The sequence below is a fragment of the Pantoea sp. GCM10028869 genome, assembly GCF_042666835.1.
Taxonomy (GTDB): domain Bacteria; phylum Pseudomonadota; class Gammaproteobacteria; order Enterobacterales; family Enterobacteriaceae; genus Pantoea; species Pantoea leporis.
On record NZ_JBHTGO010000001.1, the window covers coordinates 230,618 to 247,835 of the forward strand.

General features: G+C 52.3%; 16 protein-coding genes. 8 read left to right on the forward strand and 8 right to left on the reverse strand.

What is annotated here, in order from left to right; genetic code table 11:
• Position 1: 1 nt before the first annotated feature.
• The gene (locus ACFQW4_RS01145; protein ID WP_192234783.1) at positions 2–820 is read left to right on the forward strand and encodes an ABC transporter permease; all 819 of its coding nucleotides are present in this window, start codon (positions 2–4) and stop codon (positions 818–820) included.
• A gap of 126 nt (positions 821–946) precedes the next feature.
• Complete coding sequence (locus tag ACFQW4_RS01150; protein WP_217548293.1) at positions 947–2,197, forward strand: NAD(P)/FAD-dependent oxidoreductase; 1,251 nt, start codon at positions 947–949, stop codon at positions 2,195–2,197.
• 90 nt (positions 2,198–2,287) lie between these two features.
• Here the strand turns inward: ACFQW4_RS01150 and mqo are convergent, their stop codons facing one another.
• Entirely contained in the window at positions 2,288–3,934 is a 1,647-nt protein-coding gene (gene mqo, locus ACFQW4_RS01155) for a malate dehydrogenase (quinone) (RefSeq protein ID WP_110866851.1), read from the reverse strand.
• 456 nt (positions 3,935–4,390) lie between these two features.
• Here mqo and leuC point away from each other — a divergent pair, with 456 nt between their 5' ends.
• Genes leuC through ACFQW4_RS01175 form a run of 4 tightly spaced genes read left to right on the forward strand, consistent with a single transcriptional unit; the run spans position 4,391 to position 8,354 of the window.
• The gene (leuC, locus tag ACFQW4_RS01160; RefSeq protein WP_377723270.1) at positions 4,391–5,812 is read left to right on the forward strand and encodes a 3-isopropylmalate dehydratase large subunit; all 1,422 of its coding nucleotides are present in this window, start codon (positions 4,391–4,393) and stop codon (positions 5,810–5,812) included.
• A gap of 1 nt (position 5,813) precedes the next feature.
• Positions 5,814–6,449, forward strand: coding sequence for a 3-isopropylmalate dehydratase small subunit (gene leuD / locus ACFQW4_RS01165; RefSeq protein ID WP_377723272.1), 636 nt, complete (start codon positions 5,814–5,816; stop codon positions 6,447–6,449).
• A complete protein-coding gene (locus ACFQW4_RS01170; RefSeq protein WP_377723274.1) occupies positions 6,446–7,360 on the forward strand; it encodes an alpha/beta fold hydrolase in 915 nt (304 codons plus the stop codon). The genes leuD and ACFQW4_RS01170 overlap by 4 nt, the downstream gene beginning before the upstream one ends.
• 31 nt (positions 7,361–7,391) lie before the next feature.
• Positions 7,392–8,354 (forward strand): LysR substrate-binding domain-containing protein, encoded by a 963-nt coding sequence (locus ACFQW4_RS01175; RefSeq protein WP_377723276.1) that lies wholly within the window; start codon positions 7,392–7,394, stop codon positions 8,352–8,354.
• Between the two features lie 23 nt (positions 8,355–8,377).
• Here the strand turns inward: ACFQW4_RS01175 and ACFQW4_RS01180 are convergent, their stop codons facing one another.
• Both ACFQW4_RS01180 and kup read right to left on the reverse strand, forming a co-directional pair.
• A complete protein-coding gene (locus ACFQW4_RS01180) occupies positions 8,378–8,683 on the reverse strand; it encodes a DUF1471 domain-containing protein (RefSeq protein WP_101761538.1) in 306 nt (101 codons plus the stop codon).
• A 350-nt stretch (positions 8,684–9,033) separates the two neighbouring features.
• Positions 9,034–10,902 (reverse strand): low affinity potassium transporter Kup, encoded by a 1,869-nt coding sequence (gene kup, locus ACFQW4_RS01185; RefSeq protein ID WP_377723278.1) that lies wholly within the window; start codon positions 10,900–10,902, stop codon positions 9,034–9,036.
• Positions 10,903–11,250: 348 nt separating this feature from the next.
• Here kup and ACFQW4_RS01190 point away from each other — a divergent pair, with 348 nt between their 5' ends.
• Positions 11,251–12,360 carry an SDR family oxidoreductase gene (locus ACFQW4_RS01190; protein WP_377723280.1) on the forward strand — a complete coding sequence of 370 codons (1,110 nt, stop codon included), beginning with the start codon at positions 11,251–11,253 and terminating at the stop codon, positions 12,358–12,360.
• Between the two features lie 41 nt (positions 12,361–12,401).
• Here the strand turns inward: ACFQW4_RS01190 and ACFQW4_RS01195 are convergent, their stop codons facing one another.
• The 3 genes from ACFQW4_RS01195 to ACFQW4_RS01205 all read right to left on the reverse strand — a co-directional run bounded on the left by ACFQW4_RS01195 (position 12,402) and on the right by ACFQW4_RS01205 (position 14,568).
• On the reverse strand, positions 12,402–13,202 hold the full coding sequence (locus tag ACFQW4_RS01195; protein WP_101761535.1) for a MetQ/NlpA family ABC transporter substrate-binding protein: 801 nt from the start codon (positions 13,200–13,202) through the stop codon (positions 12,402–12,404).
• 91 nt (positions 13,203–13,293) lie between these two features.
• Positions 13,294–14,097, reverse strand: coding sequence for an MBL fold metallo-hydrolase (locus ACFQW4_RS01200; RefSeq protein WP_271460625.1), 804 nt, complete (start codon positions 14,095–14,097; stop codon positions 13,294–13,296).
• A gap of 141 nt (positions 14,098–14,238) precedes the next feature.
• On the reverse strand, positions 14,239–14,568 hold the full coding sequence (locus ACFQW4_RS01205; protein WP_377723282.1) for a gamma-glutamylcyclotransferase family protein: 330 nt from the start codon (positions 14,566–14,568) through the stop codon (positions 14,239–14,241).
• A 134-nt stretch (positions 14,569–14,702) separates the two neighbouring features.
• On the opposite strand from ACFQW4_RS01205, the gene ACFQW4_RS01210 reads away from it, so the two are divergent.
• Positions 14,703–15,722, forward strand: coding sequence for an MBL fold metallo-hydrolase (locus ACFQW4_RS01210; protein WP_271460442.1), 1,020 nt, complete (start codon positions 14,703–14,705; stop codon positions 15,720–15,722).
• A gap of 128 nt (positions 15,723–15,850) precedes the next feature.
• Here ACFQW4_RS01210 and ACFQW4_RS01215 read toward each other — a convergent pair whose 3' ends face one another.
• Together ACFQW4_RS01215 and ACFQW4_RS01220 are read right to left on the reverse strand one after the other, a co-directional pair.
• A complete protein-coding gene (locus ACFQW4_RS01215; protein ID WP_271460441.1) occupies positions 15,851–16,294 on the reverse strand; it encodes a hypothetical protein in 444 nt (147 codons plus the stop codon).
• A 139-nt stretch (positions 16,295–16,433) separates the two neighbouring features.
• A complete protein-coding gene (locus ACFQW4_RS01220; protein ID WP_271460440.1) occupies positions 16,434–17,144 on the reverse strand; it encodes an SDR family oxidoreductase in 711 nt (236 codons plus the stop codon).
• Between the last annotated feature and the right edge of the window lie 74 nt (positions 17,145–17,218).

Sequence of the window (17,218 nt, forward strand, 5' to 3'; positions counted from 1 at the left end):
TATGACCCGATCCCTCAATGATAAATTGATTACCCTGGCGGGACGCTCGCTGGTGATTGCGATTTTGTTGTTCGTGTTGCTGCCAACCATTGTGGTGTTGATCTCTTCCTTCAGCAGCACCTCGGTGCTGTTCTTCCCACCGAAAGGCTGGTCGCTGCGTTGGTTTGAGCGTGCAGTGAACTACGATGACTTCCGCCACGGCTTTTATTCGGGATTGATTGTGACGGCGTGGGCCTCAACGCTGGCGGTAATTATTGGCGCCACGCTGGCGATTGCCATTGAACGTTACACTTTCCCCTGTAAACAGGTGCTGGAAGGCGTGCTGTTGTCACCGCTTTTTATTCCGCACTTCACCATTGGCCTCGGCTTACTGATGCTGGTCTCGCAGTTGGGCATTGGACGCGGTTATTCACTGGTGATCTTCTGCCATGTCGTGCTGGTGCTGCCGTTTGTGCTGCGCAGCGTGTATGTGTCGCTGAAAAACCTTGAGCAACGTATTGAAATGGCGGCTGCAAGCCTCGGCGCTTCGCCGTTGCGCGTGGTATGGACCATAACCGTGCCGTTGATTTTGCCGGGCTTGTTTGGCGGTTGGTTATTTGCCGCAATTCTCTCCTTCAACGAATTTACCGCTTCGCTGTTTATCACCACGCAAGCGACGCAGACCTTACCAGTGGCAATGTACAACTATGTGCGTGAATTTGCCGACCCAACGCTGGCTGCACTGTCGGTTATTTATATTGCCGTAACTGCGACGATGTTAATTATCGCGAATAAGTTTTTAGGCTTGGGGAGAATATTGAACGTCGAAGCAGGGCATTAATGTATTCGCACGGAATGCTGTGCTTATTGAATAGCACAGCATTTATTAATCTGAATAGTAGTCATCCGGCACCTGATTACTCTTTTCCATGAAAAGATCGGGGTCGATCATCTTTAGGGATCTCACATGTCAGTAGAAAAAATTAATACCGTGGTGGTCGGAGCGGGTCAGGCAGGTATTGCGATGAGTGAACATCTGTCGTTAATGGGCGTGCCACATGTGGTGTTAGAGCGTAGCCGTATTGCTGAACGCTGGCGTTCAGAACGTTGGGATTCATTGGTGGCCAATGGCCCAGCCTGGCACGATCGTTTTCCTTCAATGAAATTCGATAATATTTCCCAGGAAGCGTTCCCACCGAAAGAGCGGATGGCGCAATATTTCGAAGACTACGTAAAAATGCTCGATGCGCCGGTGCGCACCGGCGTGGAAGTCCATTCGGTTGAGCGTCTACCAGAACGTAGCGGTTTTAAGATACTGACGTCGGCCGGTGAATTTGAAGCTGACAATGTGGTGGCGGCTACCGGTCCTTTCCAGAAACCCGCTTTCCCGCAGATCGTGCCGGAAAGCGCTGCGCTGCATCAAATCCATTCATCGGCGTATAAAAATCCGCAGCAGCTGCCGCAGGGCGGCGTGCTGGTGGTGGGCGCTGGTGCTTCAGGCTCACAAATTGCGGAAGAGTTGCGTAAATCTGGCCGTGAAGTGACACTCTCCATCGGCGAACATTACCGTCCGCCACGTTCCTATCGTGACCGCGATTATTGCTGGTGGCTGGGCGCGCTGGGCTTGTGGGATGAAGTCAAAATCAAGCCGAAGAAACAGCACGTTGCTTTTGCCGTGAGTGGTTATGAAGGTGGCAAAACGGTCGATTTTCGCCGACTGGCGCACATGGGCATTACGTTGGTGGGGATCACCAAAACCTGGGATAACGGCGTGCTGAGCTTTGCTGAGGGGATAATGGACAATATTGCGGAAGGCGACAAAGCGTATTTCGACGTACTGCGTGATGCCGATGCCTATATTGAACGTAATGGCCTGGATTTACCGCCCGAGCCGCAAGCATGGGAATTATTGCCAGATCCAGAATGTTTAATTAATCCATTATCAGAACTGGATCTACAGGCCGCAGGTATTACCAGCATTATCTGGGCCACCGGTTTTAAATTTGATTTTAGTTGGCTGAAAGTGGATGCCTTTGATGCTAATGGTGCGCCGTTCCATAAACGCGGTATTTCCGCCGAACGGGGTATTTACTTCCTTGGCTTGCCCAATCTGGTGAATCGCGCATCATCGTTTATTTATGGCGTATGGCACGATGCCAAATATATTGCCGACCATGTGGTTTTACAAAACGCCTACACCGATTATAAAAAGTCGTAAAAATCTCCGTGAGATCGCCGTTAATGGCGCCCCTAGAAAAGACAATAAAAAAGCCGGACAGTGTCCGGCTTGATTCACTTCTGGCGGGAATTACAGCGCCATATCCTGTTTGCCTGATTCAGTACGCGGCTTAGCCTGCGTTGGTGCAACCGTCTGATCACCCATGTTGATGACCGGCGGCTTGGTCAACAGCAGCGTCGCTGCGGTGTTGTCCCAAACTTGCTGCGTCAGCGCGGTGTTGCCGTTCAGCTTCTGACCGAAGCTTGGCACGATAGCGCGGATCTTCTGCTGCCACTCTGGCGAAGCGAACTGCTCTGGGAACAGCTTTTTCATCACGTCGAGGGTGATTGGTGCAGCAGTCGATGCGCCCGGTGACGCGCCCAACAGTGCCGCCAGGGTTTTCTGCTGATCGGTCACGATTTCGGTACCCAGTTTCAGCAAGCCACCTTTTTCGGCATCTTTCTTGATGATCTGCACACGTTGACCTGCCTGAATCAGTTTCCAGTCCTCTTTACGCGCGTTTGGATAGTACTCTTTCAGCGCAGCAAAACGGTCGTCGTCATTCAGCATCACCTGACCAATCAGGTATTTCACCAGGTCGAAGTTGTCGATGCCCACATGCGTCATCGGCATGATGTTGCTGGTGGTGGTCGCGCTCAGCAGATCGAACAGCGAACCGTTTTTCAGGTACTTGGTGGAGAAGGTGGCGAAAGGTCCAAACAGCACCACTTTCTTACCGTCGAGGGTACGTGAATCGATGTGTGGAACCGACATCGGTGGCGCACCTACGGAAGCCTGACCGTACACTTTTTCCAGGTGACGATTAGCGATCTCTGGGTTCTCGGTCATCAGGAACGAACCGCCGACCGGGAAGCCGCCGTAGTTATCTGCTTCCGGAATGCCGGTTTTCTGCAGCAGCTTAATCGCGCCGCCGCCAGCACCGATGAACACGTATTTCGCATCAACTGAACGCTTATCGCCGCTCTTCACATCTTTAATAGTGACGTGCCACGAGTTATCGCCGTTACGCTTGAAATCAGTGACTTCTGACGAGGTTTCCAGCTTGAAGTTCTGATCTTTCTTCAGGCTACCGATCAGCTGACGGGTGATTTCACCGTAGTTTACATCGGTGCCGACTGGCGTCCAGGTTGCCGCAACTTTCTGGTTCGGGTCACGACCTTCCATCACCAGCGGTGCCCATTGCTGGATCTGCTGATGATCGGTAGAGAATTTCATGCCCTGGAACAGGGTGGTTTTCTGTAGCGCATCGTAACGCTTCGTCAGGTACTCGACGTTTTTGTCGCCCCAGACGAAGCTCATGTGCGGCGTAGAGTTAATGAAGGAGTGCGGATCGTGCAACACACCGCGCTGCACCTGCGACGTCCAGAACTGGCGCGAAATCATGAAGGATTCGTTAATTTCCAGCGCTTTGCTAACGTCGATTGAACCGTCTGCACGCTCAGGCGTGTAGTTCAGCTCCATGTTAGCAGAGTGACCCGTACCGGCGTTGTTCCAGCCGTTGGACGATTCCAGCGCGACGCCGTCCAGCTTCTCAACCATCAGCTGTTTCCAGCCCGGTTGCAGCTCTTGCAGCCAGGTGCCGAGCGAGGCGCTCATGATGCCGCCGCCAATCAGCAGAACGTCAGTTTTTTCTGGTGCGTCTTCAGCGCGAACCGCTGATGAGACAAGCAGCGCTGCCAGCGATAGGGCAGACACGATCTTTTTGGTGTGAGTCATTCCAGTCCTACTTATTATGCAATGCAGGTGAACGTTAAAAATTCGGTTTGCACATTAAGAGATTGTTACGGAATGATTAACTTGTTTTTAGTTAATAAAGTATTGGTGTTAATTAATTAACTTACAAAAAAGAAAATAGCGTGAAATATAAGCAGAAGGGGGAATTAATCGGAGATAAACCGCTTAAGCTGCGCGGTTATTCTTTATATCGGTAGACGCGACTTAGGTCAAATAAAACTCCTGCTATTTTACGCACATTGCGTAGCGGCGCGATTCATCGCGCAATCAATTGCGCCGCTACAATGCGTGCGCGATGTTCTGCCATTCATGGCGACCAACTTACCTACTGCACATTTCATAAAACATCACTTCACGAAGCGTGTTCGTTCCCCGCGCACAAACTGATTTACCCTAACATCTCTAATGACTTGTTTTACTTTTCGCGTGGGCAACGGCATGGCTAACAAAACACTGTATGAAAAACTGATCGATCAGCATGTGGTTCGTAAGTTAGATGACGAAGGGCATGTGCTGCTCTACATCGATCGCTCGATTCTCAATGAGTACACCAGCCCGCAGGCGTTTAGCGGCCTGCGCGATCACCAGCGTCTTGTGCGCAATCCGGGCACCATTTTGCTGAATGTCGATCACGTTAACCCAACGCGCCCCGAGCGTGATGAGGCGATGACCGACGCGGGCGGACAGTTACAAGTCGATTACTTCCGCCAGAACGCCGCGCATTTTGGCATCGAACTGTTCGATGTGCTTGACCCGCGACAAGGCATCGAACACGTCGTCGCACACGAGCAAGGCCTGGTAATGCCCGGTATGGTGATTGCCGCAGGCGACAGCCACACCACCACTTACGGCGCGTTTGGCGCGCTCGGTTTCGGCATCGGCACCTCGGAAATCGAGCACCTGCTGGCGACGCAAACCCTGATTTATCGCACCCTAAAAACCATGCTGGTGACGGTAAGCGGTGAGCTGCCGTTTGGGTGTTCGGCGAAGGACATCATCATGGCGCTGATCGAGCAGATTGGCGCATCAGGCGCGACCGGATTTGCCATTGAATTTGCCGGTGTTGCCATCGAAGCGCTGAGCATGGAAGGGCGCATGACACTGTGCAACATGGCAGTGGAAGCCGGTGCGCGCGGTGCGATTATCGCGCCGGATGAAAAAGTGTTTGCCTATATCGCCGGCAAACCGCAAATGCCGACTGGCGAGTTGTGGCAGCAGGCCGTAGCGGAGTGGCGCGATTTACGCAGCGATGCGGACGCGCGGTTCGACAGCCGCATCGCTATCGACTGCAGCGATCTTGAACCCAAAGTGACATGGGGAATCAGCCCGGATCAAGCCAGTGCCATTAGCGGCCACGTGCCCGATCCGGCGCAGGAAACAGATGCGGTGAAACAGCAGACGCTGCGGAGCGCGCTGAAATATATGGGGCTGGAACCCGGCACGCCGTTAGCGGAGATCGCCATCACGCATGCCTTTATTGGTTCCTGTACCAACGGCCGCATTGAAGATCTACGCGCTGCCGCTGCGATTATCGACGGACACAAAATCGCGCCGCACGTACGTGGCATTATCGTGCCGGGATCGACACAGGTGCGTCAGCAAGCAGAAGCGGAAGGGTTAGCCGCGATTTTCGTCAACGCCGGTTTCGAATGGCGTCAATCGGGTTGCTCAATGTGCCTGGCGATGAACGAAGATGTGTTAGCGCCCGGCGATCGCTGTGCGTCCGGCACCAACCGCAATTTCCCTGGCCGCCAGGGCGCGGGTGCGCGCACACACTTAATGAGCCCGGCGATGGTCGCCGCCGCCGCGATTGCTGGCCATCTGGTTGATGTCCGCAAATTCATGACTGCAGAGGCTTAAGATGGAAGCATTTAACAACATGACGGGCACGCTGGCGCCATTACCGGCGGCCAATATTGATACCGATGTGATCATGCCAAAGCAATTTCTCAAAGGCATCGATCGTAAGGATTTGGATCGCGGTGTGTTCTTCGACCTGCGCTTCCTGCCCGACGGCCGCCCAAATCCCGCTTTCATTCTTAATCAAGCGGGTTGGGAAAACGCCGCCTTCTTACTGGTGGGCGCCAATTTCGGCTGTGGATCCAGCCGCGAACATGCGGTTTGGGGACTCAATCAGCTTGGTATCCGCGCCATTATCGGCACCAGCTTTGCCGGCATCTTCGACGATAACTGCCAGCGCAATGGCGTTTTGACGCTGACGTTAAGCGAAGAGGATTATCAGCGCCTAAGCGAGGTTGCGAACAATGCCGCCAGTAATCGCATTACCGTGTCGCTGGAACAACAGGCAATCCTCTTTAATAATCAACGCATTGCCTTTTCGATCAGTGCCTTAAAACGCGAGATGTTATTGGGCGGCGGAAGCGCGGTGGACTGGACGTTGCAGTACGAATCCGACATTACACAGTTTGAAGCGCAGCATTTTGCTCAGCGTCCGTGGCTGAAGCGCGATCAAATCCAACAGGACGCACCAGCATGAGTGAGATTACGCCACGCGGTGATTCACCCTTTATCAGCGGCTTTACGCTGAGCGATGTGCGTCTGGCGAGCGGCGTGACGCTGCGCGTTGCGATGGGCGGCGAAGGTCCGCCACTGCTGATGCTGCACGGACATCCGCAAAATCATCTGGCGTGGCGCAAAATTGCACCGCAGCTGGCGCAGCAGTATCGCGTAATCCTGCCGGATCTGCGCGGTTACGGCGACAGCGACAAGCCGCCGAGTGATGAGGCGCATCGCGCTTACTCGAAACGGGTGATGGCGCAGGATATCAGCCTGTTAATCGAGGCGTTGGGATTAGAGCGCGTGGCGTTTGTCGGGCACGATCGCGGTGCACGCGTGGGCCATCGACTGGCGCTCGATCATCCAGAAAAACTTTCCTGCTGCGTGTTTGTTGATATTGCGCCGACCGCGACCATGTACGCCTTAACCAACAAAGCGTTTGCCACGCGCTATTTCTGGTGGTTCTTCCTGATTCAACCTTATCCATTACCTGAAACCCTGATCGGCCACGATCCGGCATTATTCCTGCGTAAACACATTGATGGGCAATTAAAAACGCCGGGCGCCACCGAGGAGGTCATCTTCAACGATTACCTGCGCTGTTATCAAAATAAAGAGATGATTCACGCGGTATGCGAAGATTATCGCGCCGCGGCGACGATTGATTTAGACGATGATGCGCAGGACAGCGCAAAACGCATTGAAGCGCCGCTTCTGTTGTTATGGGGAGAAAAGGGCACGGTTGGCCAGTTATATAACGTGGTGGAAACCTGGCGGGATAAAGCGCGCAATATTCAGGGCAACGCATTACCTTGCGGTCATTCACCGCATGAGGAAGTGCCTGAACTGTTTTTAAGTCAGCTTCAGTGCTTTCTGGATTCTGTGTTATAACCGGCTAAATTTCGCTAACGCCGTGATGGTGATGAAAATACTGCTTGCCGGAAAAAGTTATCAGAAGCCGCTTCAGGGTTGGCCGTCAGTCGAAGATCTGTATGTCTTTATCAGCGTAGCGCGCTATGAAGGTTTTGGCCGCGCTGCGATTGAGCTCGGCCAGTCGCCATCCTACATCAGCAAGCGGATTGCCATCCTCGAAAAGCAGTTGGAAACCCGGCTGTTTTTCCGCACCAACCGCGTGATGCGCCTGACGCCAGAAGGTGAAAAGGCGCTGGAAGGTGCGTTGCACGTGGTGCACGAAATGGATTCCTTCCTGAATAACTTTCAGCAGTGGCGCGGCGAATTAACCGGCGATTTGACTGTGGCCTGTTCATTTGGCTTTGGCCAGGATTATTTGTCCGATGCGATTGCCGAATTTATGACGCGTCATCCGTCACTGAACATCAAATTGATGCTCAGCGATCGCGATATTGATTTATTGCAGTCAGGCACTGACGTCGATATTCGGGTGGGTGATGATGTGAATCACGCCTACATTGCGCGAAAATTAGCCGCCAATCGGCGTATTCTTTGTGCTACGGCAGATTATTTAGCCCGGTCACGTCCGCTGGAGACGCTGGATGATTTAATCGATCACAGCTGTCTTATTATTAATGAAAATAATAATACCTTTGGGCATTGGACGTTAACGGACGGCGAAAATAAAATCGTTTGTCGCCTGAATAGCCATTACTCATCGAACAGCGGAAAAGTGATTCTGAATTGGACATTAAAATCGCACGGGATTGCGTTGCGTTCTGCCTGGGATGTGGCGCCATATTTAAGCGAAAACCAATTGCTGCACGTATTACCGCAATGGTATCAGGAAGCGAATATCTGGGCGGTTTACACGCAGCGTGCGTCTGAATCGCCGCGCATTAAAGTGTTTATTGATTTTCTTGTCGACTATTTTGCAAAAAAAAGCCTGCCGATGATGAAGGGCAGGCTGTGATTTAAGCAGATCGAAGATAAACATTAGCCATAAGCCACTTTGCTATTGATGTGATAAAGGGTGGCAGTGGCGGCCATGACGTGCTGACCATCGTGCGCCGGTTCGTGGGATTCCACTTCGGTGATGTGATAACCCACCGCACCGGCAGCAACGGCTTTCTGCACAAAGGCGTCATTCAGCTCTTCCATTGAAGTCGCCCAGCTCACCGAAGTAAAGCCTACCGGATGAATCGATGAAAGCTCGCGATGGGTTAAATCGCCGCGAATTAAAACCGGTTTAACTGATTGCGGTGTGAAAATAGATATTACGTCATTAATTAATTGTTTCATGGCGATACTCCTCGCAAATAATAACTGAGCCAATGGCCGCAGCTACGAATCTTTCAATTGTTGGTAATGTGCTGACACCCTAAATGTTTACGGCGAGTGATGATTGCCGGTGAAGTTAATAAACACCTTTTCAAGTTAAGCGTTTTAGCTTTAATTGCTAATTAGATGTTAAGAAAGATTCAGCCACAACTCATTCAACCTTGCGCGACTATTTTTGCATCTGGTTACATTTGGTGTGTTAACCCTAACAGTCGACTGGATGTTGAATATAACGCCTGATCCGTAGCGGCGCGATTTATCGCGCAATGAACTGCGCCGCTACAATCCCTGCGTTTTATGTCATCGGCAGATTAAAATTCGCGCTGCCCGCCCAATTCAATGACCCGATTCGGCGGGATATTGAATTGCTCATGTGCGCGCTGCGCGTTGCGCTGGCAGAAGTGGAAAATACCGCCTTTAATGCGCATCAAACCTTTTCTCTTCTTCATCACCAGCGTGTCGTGCGAGGTGAAGAACGAGGCTTCATTGACGGTACAACCTAATCCTTCCAGTCCGCATAAATGCAGGATCTCGGCCATCGATGGCGTCTCGCGCCAGCCGTAAGCGGCGGTCACCTGCCAGAAGGTTGGCGACAATTGATTGATGCTCAGACGCTTCTGGTTGTAGACGCGCGGGATATCGGTGGTGCGAATATGCAGCAGCACCACACGTGTATGCAGCACGCGGTTGTGTTTAAGGTTATGTAACAGCGCCTGCGGAATCTCATGCTCTTTACGTGAGAGGAAGATTGCGGTGCCCGGCACACGACTGGGCGGATGGGTTTCCAGCGATCGCACCAGCGCCTGCAGGCTCTCAGGATCGTTATTCAACTTGCGGATTAGGCGATTACGCTCGCTGCTCCAAATGAGCATCAATCCCATCATGCTCAGCGCCAGCAGCACCGGCACCCAACCACCGGACAGCAGTTTCATCAGGTTGGCGCTGAAGAGCGGCACATCAATGCTTAACATACTCAGCAGGAAAACCAGCGCCACCGGCAGCGGCCACTTCCAGTTACGCAGTGCTACCACGCCCGCCAGACAAGCGGTGATCACCATGGTGCCGGTCACCACAATGCCGTACGCCGAAGAGAGCGCCGAAGATTGTCGGAACGCCAGCACAATCACCGTCACCGCGACAAACAGCAGCCAGTTCACCACCGGAATATAGATCTGACCGGACTCCGTGTGCGAGGTGAAGATGATGCGCATCGGCGGCAGAAATCCCTGACGGATCGCCTGATGCGTCAGCGTATACACGCCGGTAATCACCGACTGCGCGGCGATCACCGTAGCCAGCGTTGACAGCACAATCAGCGGGATCTGTCCCCAACCCGGCGCGAGATTAAAGAACGGGTTATTGAGAGCCTGCGCATCGGCAATTACCAGCGCGCCCTGCCCAAAGTAGTTGAGCACCAGCGCGGGCATGGCGATCACCAGCCAGGCCATGCGAATCGGCGCTTTGCCCAGATGTCCCATATCGGCGTACAGCGCCTCCGCGCCGGTCACCGCCAGCACCACCATGCCCAGCGCGGCAAACGACAGCGCTTTGTGGCTAAGCAGGAACGTCAGCGCATAGGAGGGATTCAGCGCGTAAAGCACTTCAGGATTAAGCAGGATGCCGCGAATGCCTAACAGGGCAATCGACACAAACCAGACAAACATCACCGGGCCGAAAACCTTACTGACCTTCTCGGTGCCGTGTTTTTGAATCATAAACAGTAGCGTGAGAATCGCCACTGCCAGCGGCACCACATATTTATCCAGCTCAGGTGACACCACTTCGATACCTTCGATCGCCGACAGCACCGAAATCGCCGGCGTGATAACGCCATCGCCGTAGAAGAACGCGCCGCCAATCAAGCCTGCTAACACAATGATGTGCGAGGCTTTCGGCCCAACATGCTGGCGTGCCAGCGACATCAGCGTTAATACGCCGCCTTCGCCATCATGATCGGCGCGCATCACAAAGCAGACGTATTTCAGCGTCACGATCAGCGTCAGCGCCCAGAAAATCAGCGACAAAAATCCCATCACTGCGGTGGTGGAGACGGCGCCATTAGGCAAAATGGAGAGGCACTCTTTAAGGGTATAAAGCGGGCTGGTGCCGATATCCCCAAACACGATCCCCGCGGCCGCCAGCATGCCAGCAGGCAAGGGCTGTTTTTCACTTTGACTCATAGATTTCCTGTGTTTTATCAGGGTTGAGGCTAATGAGGGCGAACATACCTGTTTGCGACCGAAGCGAACAGTGGCAGGCGAATTTACGTACAGCATTTTTACGCGTAACGCCGATATTTTTACACCATTTTTATATCGCGCTCATTTTTCACGCTGAGCGTAGTGGAATATTTGACTGCGCACTGAGGCCCAAATATCACATTTAAACATATATAAACCAATGCTCACTGGAGCGGTTTTACCCGCAGGAAAGCACAGGGCATTTATTCATCATTTACCCACGCGAGCATAGATTCGAGCCAGCTAAATGCACAGTTTTTCCTGTAACGAACCGGTGGGTTAAAAAATATGAATACAGTACTCATAACGGGTGCAACTGGATTTTTGGGCGGTGCGGTCGCGGTTAATCTGCTCAAGAAAAGTGATCATTACCGACTACTTTTATTAGTGCGGGCTAATAGTCAAGCTGCAGGATTAGACCGAATTAAGGAAAACCTGATTAAATTTGGCGTTGCAGCCGGTCAATTAAACAGGCTCACCCACGAGAACATCTTAATAGGCGATCTTGCTGAGCCGGAACGGTTTATTGACGATGCGCGCTTGACCAAGGTTACGCATGTGCTTAACTGCGCCGCTGTCGCCTCTTTTGGCGCGAATCCCCTAATCTGGAAAGTCAATGTAGAAGGCACCTTCGCATTTGCCAGTCGTATGGCGCGGGTGAAAGGGCTCAAGCGCTTTGTGCATGTCGGCACCGCTATGTCGTGTGCGCCCGAAGCCAATTCGCTGGTGGTGGAAAGTGAATTGAATACGCTGCGCGAACAACACGTTGTGGAATATACGTGGAGTAAAGCAACGGTTGAAAGAATGATGAGCGAGATGTTACCCAATCTGCCCTTAGTCATCGCGAGACCATCCATTGTGGTGGGGCATTCGGACTGTGGCTGTGCGCCGTCGCCGAGCATTTTTTGGGTATTTCGTATGGTGCTCACGTTAGGCAAATTTATGTGTGAGCTGAATGACCGTATCGATGTGGTGCCGGTCGATTACTGTGCCGATGCGCTGGAGTTGTTATTGACGGTTCCCAACGTGGAGAAGACGATTATTCATATTTCAGCGGGTGAAAATAGCAGCGTCACGTTTGCCGAGATTGATCAGGCGATGGCACAAGCCTCGGGACATGTTGCGGTGGCCGAAACGTATCAGAAAGTGAATTACCGTGAACTGGCAGCGAGCAGGAGCTCATTTTCTTCGCTGTTTGGTCCCTGTAATGAACGCATCTTATTACGCGCCATGAATCTGTATGGACATTTTTCAAAACTGAATGTGGTGTTCAGCAATGAAAAATTGCTGGAGCTGGGTATGCCGCCATCGTCAAAGTTTACTGACTATTTGCATCATTGTGTCGCTTCAACGCGTAATGCAACTATTGCGGAGTTGATGGAGGTCGATTTCAAATAAGCTGAAACTGCGCAGTTAATATCTGCGCAGTTTCCGCCAATTTACCAGCCTTTAATAATGTCGCCTTTGTAGATCTCGTTGGCTTTATCCAGCACTTCCTGTGACTGGAAGGCTTGTTTCAGCTTCTGCACGTTGGCGCTGTCTTTATTATCTTCACGCGCCACAATCGCATTCACGTAAGGTGAGGCTTTGCCTTCCATAAACATGCCGTCACGCGAGGCAGAGAGATTAACCAGCGCGGCGAAGTTGTTGTTGATGATCGAAAGATAAACCTGCGGATCGTCCAGCGTACGCGCCAGCTGCGGTGTATCCACCTCAACAATTTTCAGCTTCTTCGGATTGTCGGTGATATCCAGCGTGGTTGGCAGCAGGCCCGCTTCCGGTTTCACTTTGATCAAGCCCTGCGCCTGCAACAGCAGCAGGCTGCGGCCGAGCGTGGTGGCTTCGTTGGAGAGGGTCACGGTGGCGCCGTCAGGCAACGCTTTCAGCGATTTTATCTTGCGCGAGTAACCTGCAATCGGGAACACGAAGGTGTTGGTGACCACGGCGAAGTGGTAGCCGCGCTCTTTGGATTGCATCTCCAGATAAGGCAGGCTCTGGAAGGCGTTGGCATCGACATCTTTGTTGAACAGCGCTTCATTCGGCTGCACATAATCATTGAAGGCCACCACATCGACATCCAGCTGATATTTGTCGTGCGCCACTTGCTTCACGGTATCCCACAGCGCCTGGTCTGGTCCGGTATTAATGGCCACTTTGATTTGATTTTCATCGTCTTTGTTGCAGCCACTAAGCAGCGCCACGGATGCAGCCAGCAGCGTCGTGAGTAAAATTTTCTTCATTGCGCGGATTCCCTTTAAACGTAGGGAACGGACTATAATGGATGTTTAGACGTCTGTACATCCATCCGCAGCGCGTTTGCTTACAATTCGTTCAGGAGAGAGACTTCTGCAAGCAGGCAATATATTTCTCGCCCGACTGCATCACGATCCGCTGCGCGTCAGTGAGAATTTGGCGATGCTCGAATGCGCCGTATAAGCGCGAAAATTTTAGCGCCGCCAGCCGACGCATAATATCGCTGACTGCCGCCGCCGGTAACGGCAGCATATTTGGATAGCTCCACATAAATGACACCGCATCCGCGCCAGGCGCGACTTGCACGATATCGCCACTCAACAGCACGCCGTCATCGTGCGTCCAATGCAATACGCATCCGCCGGCAAAATGTCCGCCAAGGCGGACCAGTTTCACTTCCGGCACAATTTCCAGCGCGTCATTTTGCCAAAGATGAATATGCGGGCTGTCGCGCATAATCCATTCACTATCGTCAGCATGCAGATAGATCGGCGCGTCGAATGCCGCTGCCCAATCCTGCATGGTGCTGTAATAGTGCGGATGCGAAATAGCGATGGCGTGAATACCGCCGAGCGCGGTAACAATCGCTTTGGTGGCATTATCGAAATTAGCGATGCAATCCCACAGAATATTGCCGTGCGGCGTTTGCAGCAGAAAAGCGCGTTGATTAATAGCAAAGCTGGGCACGGTTTGCAGACTGAACACGTTGGCAGCGTGCTGCTGCCATTTATTGCAGTGTGTGGCTTGCAGGCTGTGCAGTGAAGTCCATTTTTGCCCGCTAGCCGGCACAAACTGTCGTTCATCTTCACATATTTTACAGTGTTCGATTTGACTCTGTTGCTCATCGTAAGATGTGCCGCAGGCGGTGCAGACTTTGATCATCATGAATTCCTCTCGTCTATTTGAGATTCATTCTAGAAGCCGAAATCAGGACGTGCGCAGATCATTACAGATTGTATTGAGGACGTTGCACCGCATTTGGGGTGGAAGAGGAAATCGGGCGTAAATACTGGCATTGTGAAGTTAAAGTTGCGGCTGCAACTGATAAATCCACGCCGTGATCAGCTCGCCATTGCTGGTGGTGACATCAACTTCCACGCGATCGTAGCCATCTTCAAACTCATCGAGCATCGGCCAATGCGGTTCAAGTTTCTCTGAGATAAACAGATTACCCGGCACGCGTGGGCCGTTTTCCTGCAACACAATGCCGGGGAAATCTGCTGCTGCGCCCCAGCCGCGTTCATAAAAGGTGCCTGAAACCGTTCCCGCCAGCCATTCGCCACCGATGTTTTCCAGAATATGCGCATTTGAATGGCCGGGCTGGAGCGTACCGTAAACAAATAAACGTTTCATTTTCCCTCATAAAATCAAGCAAAAGGGTTACTTTAACTCTCGGCGTTAGCGATGTCATCAACCGCCCATTATGCGATGTGCGTTGCCGTAAAAGTGACTATTCTGAAGGACCCGCGATGAGAGGTAAAAGATCAATGTTGAATAGTTCGAGCATTTGTCGCTGCAATATAAAACGCTATCCGCAATCCGCTCAGTTTGATGGCAAAAGGTTTAACAATAAGATCCCACGCCAGCAGTTAGGATTAACTGAGTTCGCCAAACTATTCTGGGATTTTGCCTTTAACAAACCGAAAAATACCACACCTGAATCTGCGCTGCCGCTCATCAAACTCGACGCGCAGCAACTTGCGGCTGCGGCGGATAACAGCGTATTTCGCCTTGGCCACTCATCATTGCTATTTAAAATGCAGGGCAAATACTGGCTGACCGATCCGGTATTTACGCAGCGTGCTTCGCCCTTTACGTGGTTTGGCCCGAAACGCTTCCAGCCTGCGCCGATTGCGCTTGAAGATTTGCCGCCCATCGAAGGGATCATTCTTTCGCATGATCATTATGACCATCTGGATTATCACACCATTTTGCAGCTCAAAGATCGCGTGCGCTATTTCCTGACGCCGCTGGGTGTCGGTGATTTACTGATATCCTGGGGCGTTGCGCCGAAAAAAATCACCCAGCTGGATTGGTGGGAATCAAAGAATATCGGCGGTATTCATTTTGTCGCCACGCCATCGCAGCATTTTTCTGGCCGTGGCATGTTCGACAGTAATAAGCGGCTGTGGTGCTCATGGAGCATTATCAGCGATGATTTCCGCCTGTTCTATGGCGGGGATTCCGGTTATTTCGATGGTTTCAAACACATCGGTAATAAATTCGGCCCGTTCGATATGGCCTTTCTGGAAAACGGCGCTTATGACCGTCGCTGGGCCGATATTCATATGCTGCCACAAGACACCATCAAAGCCTTTATTGACCTTAACGCGAAATGGCTGTTCCCGATTCACAATGCCGCTTTCGATTTAGCGTTTCATGCATGGAATGATCCGCTTAATCAAATAGTGACGCTGGCGCAGGAACAGCAGATTAATGTGTCGATGCCACAACTCGGGCAAGGCGTGCAATTTTTGCAGCCGCAGCAAGAGAAAAAGTGGTGGTAAATGATGCCCGATTGCCAGGCAATCGGGTTATCCGGTTATTTCGTCAGTTCGCCCGCGAATGAACGCATTCAGCTTAGTGCGGCAGGCGGTGATTGCCGACATCAGCAGTGAATCCTGCGCCATCACGCTTACCCGGCGTCGCTGGATTTGGGCGGATTATTCTCTGGCTGCGGACGCGTTTCACCTCGCTCATCATAACGACCATGCCAGTCGCAGCGATCGTGATGACCACGATGACCAAAGCGATTGCGGCGATGCTGCATAAACTCTTCGCGCTGTTCTGGCGTCATCTGCATCCAGCGTTCGTGCATGCGGCGACGCGCCATGCCGAACATGCCCGGACGGAATCCCAAACCGCCAAACAAGATGCGGCACAACGCCAGCAAGCCCAGCGCCTGCCATAAACCGATGCTTTTCACGCCGATGATGCCCGGCAGCAACGCATTCCACAGCGACATCACCAACAAGCCCAGTGCGGCGATAATCACCGCGCCCATCAGCAGCGGTTTCGCCAGGCGATGACCGCCAAAATGATCCCGATGACCGCGTCTGTGCATATCAAAATCTCTCATTGTTTTGTCCTCATTACATTAACGGATAACTGCTGGTGATGAGGTAGACGAATGAGCAGTGAGAATATTGCTAAAAAAACGTAAAAAAGAAAAAGGCCGCCGGATGGCAGCCTCGCATTACGGATTTTTTAATGCTGAATCAGCGCCTGGCTTTATCGCGGCGTGGACGAATCACAATATCTGCAATCTGCGTATCTTCCGGGCTATCCACAATAAACCGCACGGCGCGCGCCACCGAACTCGCATCGAGATACTCCTGCGGATTGATCGGTGCATGGTTACCCGCGCGGGCACGCGAGGCTTGATTCATCGGCGTATCGGTTGGGCCGGGCGCGACTGTCGCAACCCGCACGCCATGTTCGCTCTCTTCGCTACGCAGCGCATGCGCCAGCGCGGTAAGGGCAAATTTGGAGGCGGAGTAAATGACGTGTCCCGCTAACGCCAGCGTCCCGGAGCCGGAGTTGATAAACACCACTTTGCCCTGTGAGGCGCGCAGGGCGGGCAAGGTTAAGCGCGTGAGTTCTGCAGGCGCAATGACATTAATGTTCAGGTGCTGTTGCCACAGTTCTGGCGTGGCGGAGAAGGTAGTGCTGAGAATCGAGATCGCCGCCGAATGCACCAGCACATCAACCCGATTTAATGTGGCGGTGAACGCGGCCACGGCGGCAAAATCTGTGATATCCAGTGCAAGCGGAATCACATTGGTGACCTGTTCTAAAGCCTGCAACGATTGCTGATTGCGCCCAATCGCGTAAACCTGATGATCGGCCGCCAATAACATCACGGTTTCCAGGCCAATGCCGCTGTTGCCGCCGGTGACAATCGCGACCGGTAATGCTGATGCTGTCATAGATTCCTCTCCTGTTGATGATTTCAAGCTATGGAAAAGGACGGCCGCAGGCAAATGCCGAAATTGACTATAAA

What these genes read in the sequence shown, in the direction of transcription:
- ACFQW4_RS01145 (WP_192234783.1), top strand. Translation starts at nt 2, where the DNA reads ATGACCCGATCCCTCAATGATAAATTGATTACCCTGGCGGGACGCTCG.
- ACFQW4_RS01150 (WP_217548293.1), top strand. Translation starts at nt 947, where the DNA reads ATGTCAGTAGAAAAAATTAATACCGTGGTGGTCGGAGCGGGTCAGGCA.
- mqo (WP_110866851.1), bottom strand. Translation starts at nt 3,934, where the DNA reads ATGACTCACACCAAAAAGATCGTGTCTGCCCTATCGCTGGCAGCGCTG.
- leuC (WP_377723270.1), top strand. Translation starts at nt 4,391, where the DNA reads ATGGCTAACAAAACACTGTATGAAAAACTGATCGATCAGCATGTGGTT.
- leuD (WP_377723272.1), top strand. Translation starts at nt 5,814, where the DNA reads ATGGAAGCATTTAACAACATGACGGGCACGCTGGCGCCATTACCGGCG.
- ACFQW4_RS01170 (WP_377723274.1), top strand. Translation starts at nt 6,446, where the DNA reads ATGAGTGAGATTACGCCACGCGGTGATTCACCCTTTATCAGCGGCTTT.
- ACFQW4_RS01175 (WP_377723276.1), top strand. Translation starts at nt 7,392, where the DNA reads ATGAAAATACTGCTTGCCGGAAAAAGTTATCAGAAGCCGCTTCAGGGT.
- ACFQW4_RS01180 (WP_101761538.1), bottom strand. Translation starts at nt 8,683, where the DNA reads ATGAAACAATTAATTAATGACGTAATATCTATTTTCACACCGCAATCA.
- kup (WP_377723278.1), bottom strand. Translation starts at nt 10,902, where the DNA reads ATGAGTCAAAGTGAAAAACAGCCCTTGCCTGCTGGCATGCTGGCGGCC.
- ACFQW4_RS01190 (WP_377723280.1), top strand. Translation starts at nt 11,251, where the DNA reads ATGAATACAGTACTCATAACGGGTGCAACTGGATTTTTGGGCGGTGCG.
- ACFQW4_RS01195 (WP_101761535.1), bottom strand. Translation starts at nt 13,202, where the DNA reads ATGAAGAAAATTTTACTCACGACGCTGCTGGCTGCATCCGTGGCGCTG.
- ACFQW4_RS01200 (WP_271460625.1), bottom strand. Translation starts at nt 14,097, where the DNA reads ATGATCAAAGTCTGCACCGCCTGCGGCACATCTTACGATGAGCAACAG.
- ACFQW4_RS01205 (WP_377723282.1), bottom strand. Translation starts at nt 14,568, where the DNA reads ATGAAACGTTTATTTGTTTACGGTACGCTCCAGCCCGGCCATTCAAAT.
- ACFQW4_RS01210 (WP_271460442.1), top strand. Translation starts at nt 14,703, where the DNA reads ATGTTGAATAGTTCGAGCATTTGTCGCTGCAATATAAAACGCTATCCG.
- ACFQW4_RS01215 (WP_271460441.1), bottom strand. Translation starts at nt 16,294, where the DNA reads ATGAGAGATTTTGATATGCACAGACGCGGTCATCGGGATCATTTTGGC.
- ACFQW4_RS01220 (WP_271460440.1), bottom strand. Translation starts at nt 17,144, where the DNA reads ATGACAGCATCAGCATTACCGGTCGCGATTGTCACCGGCGGCAACAGC.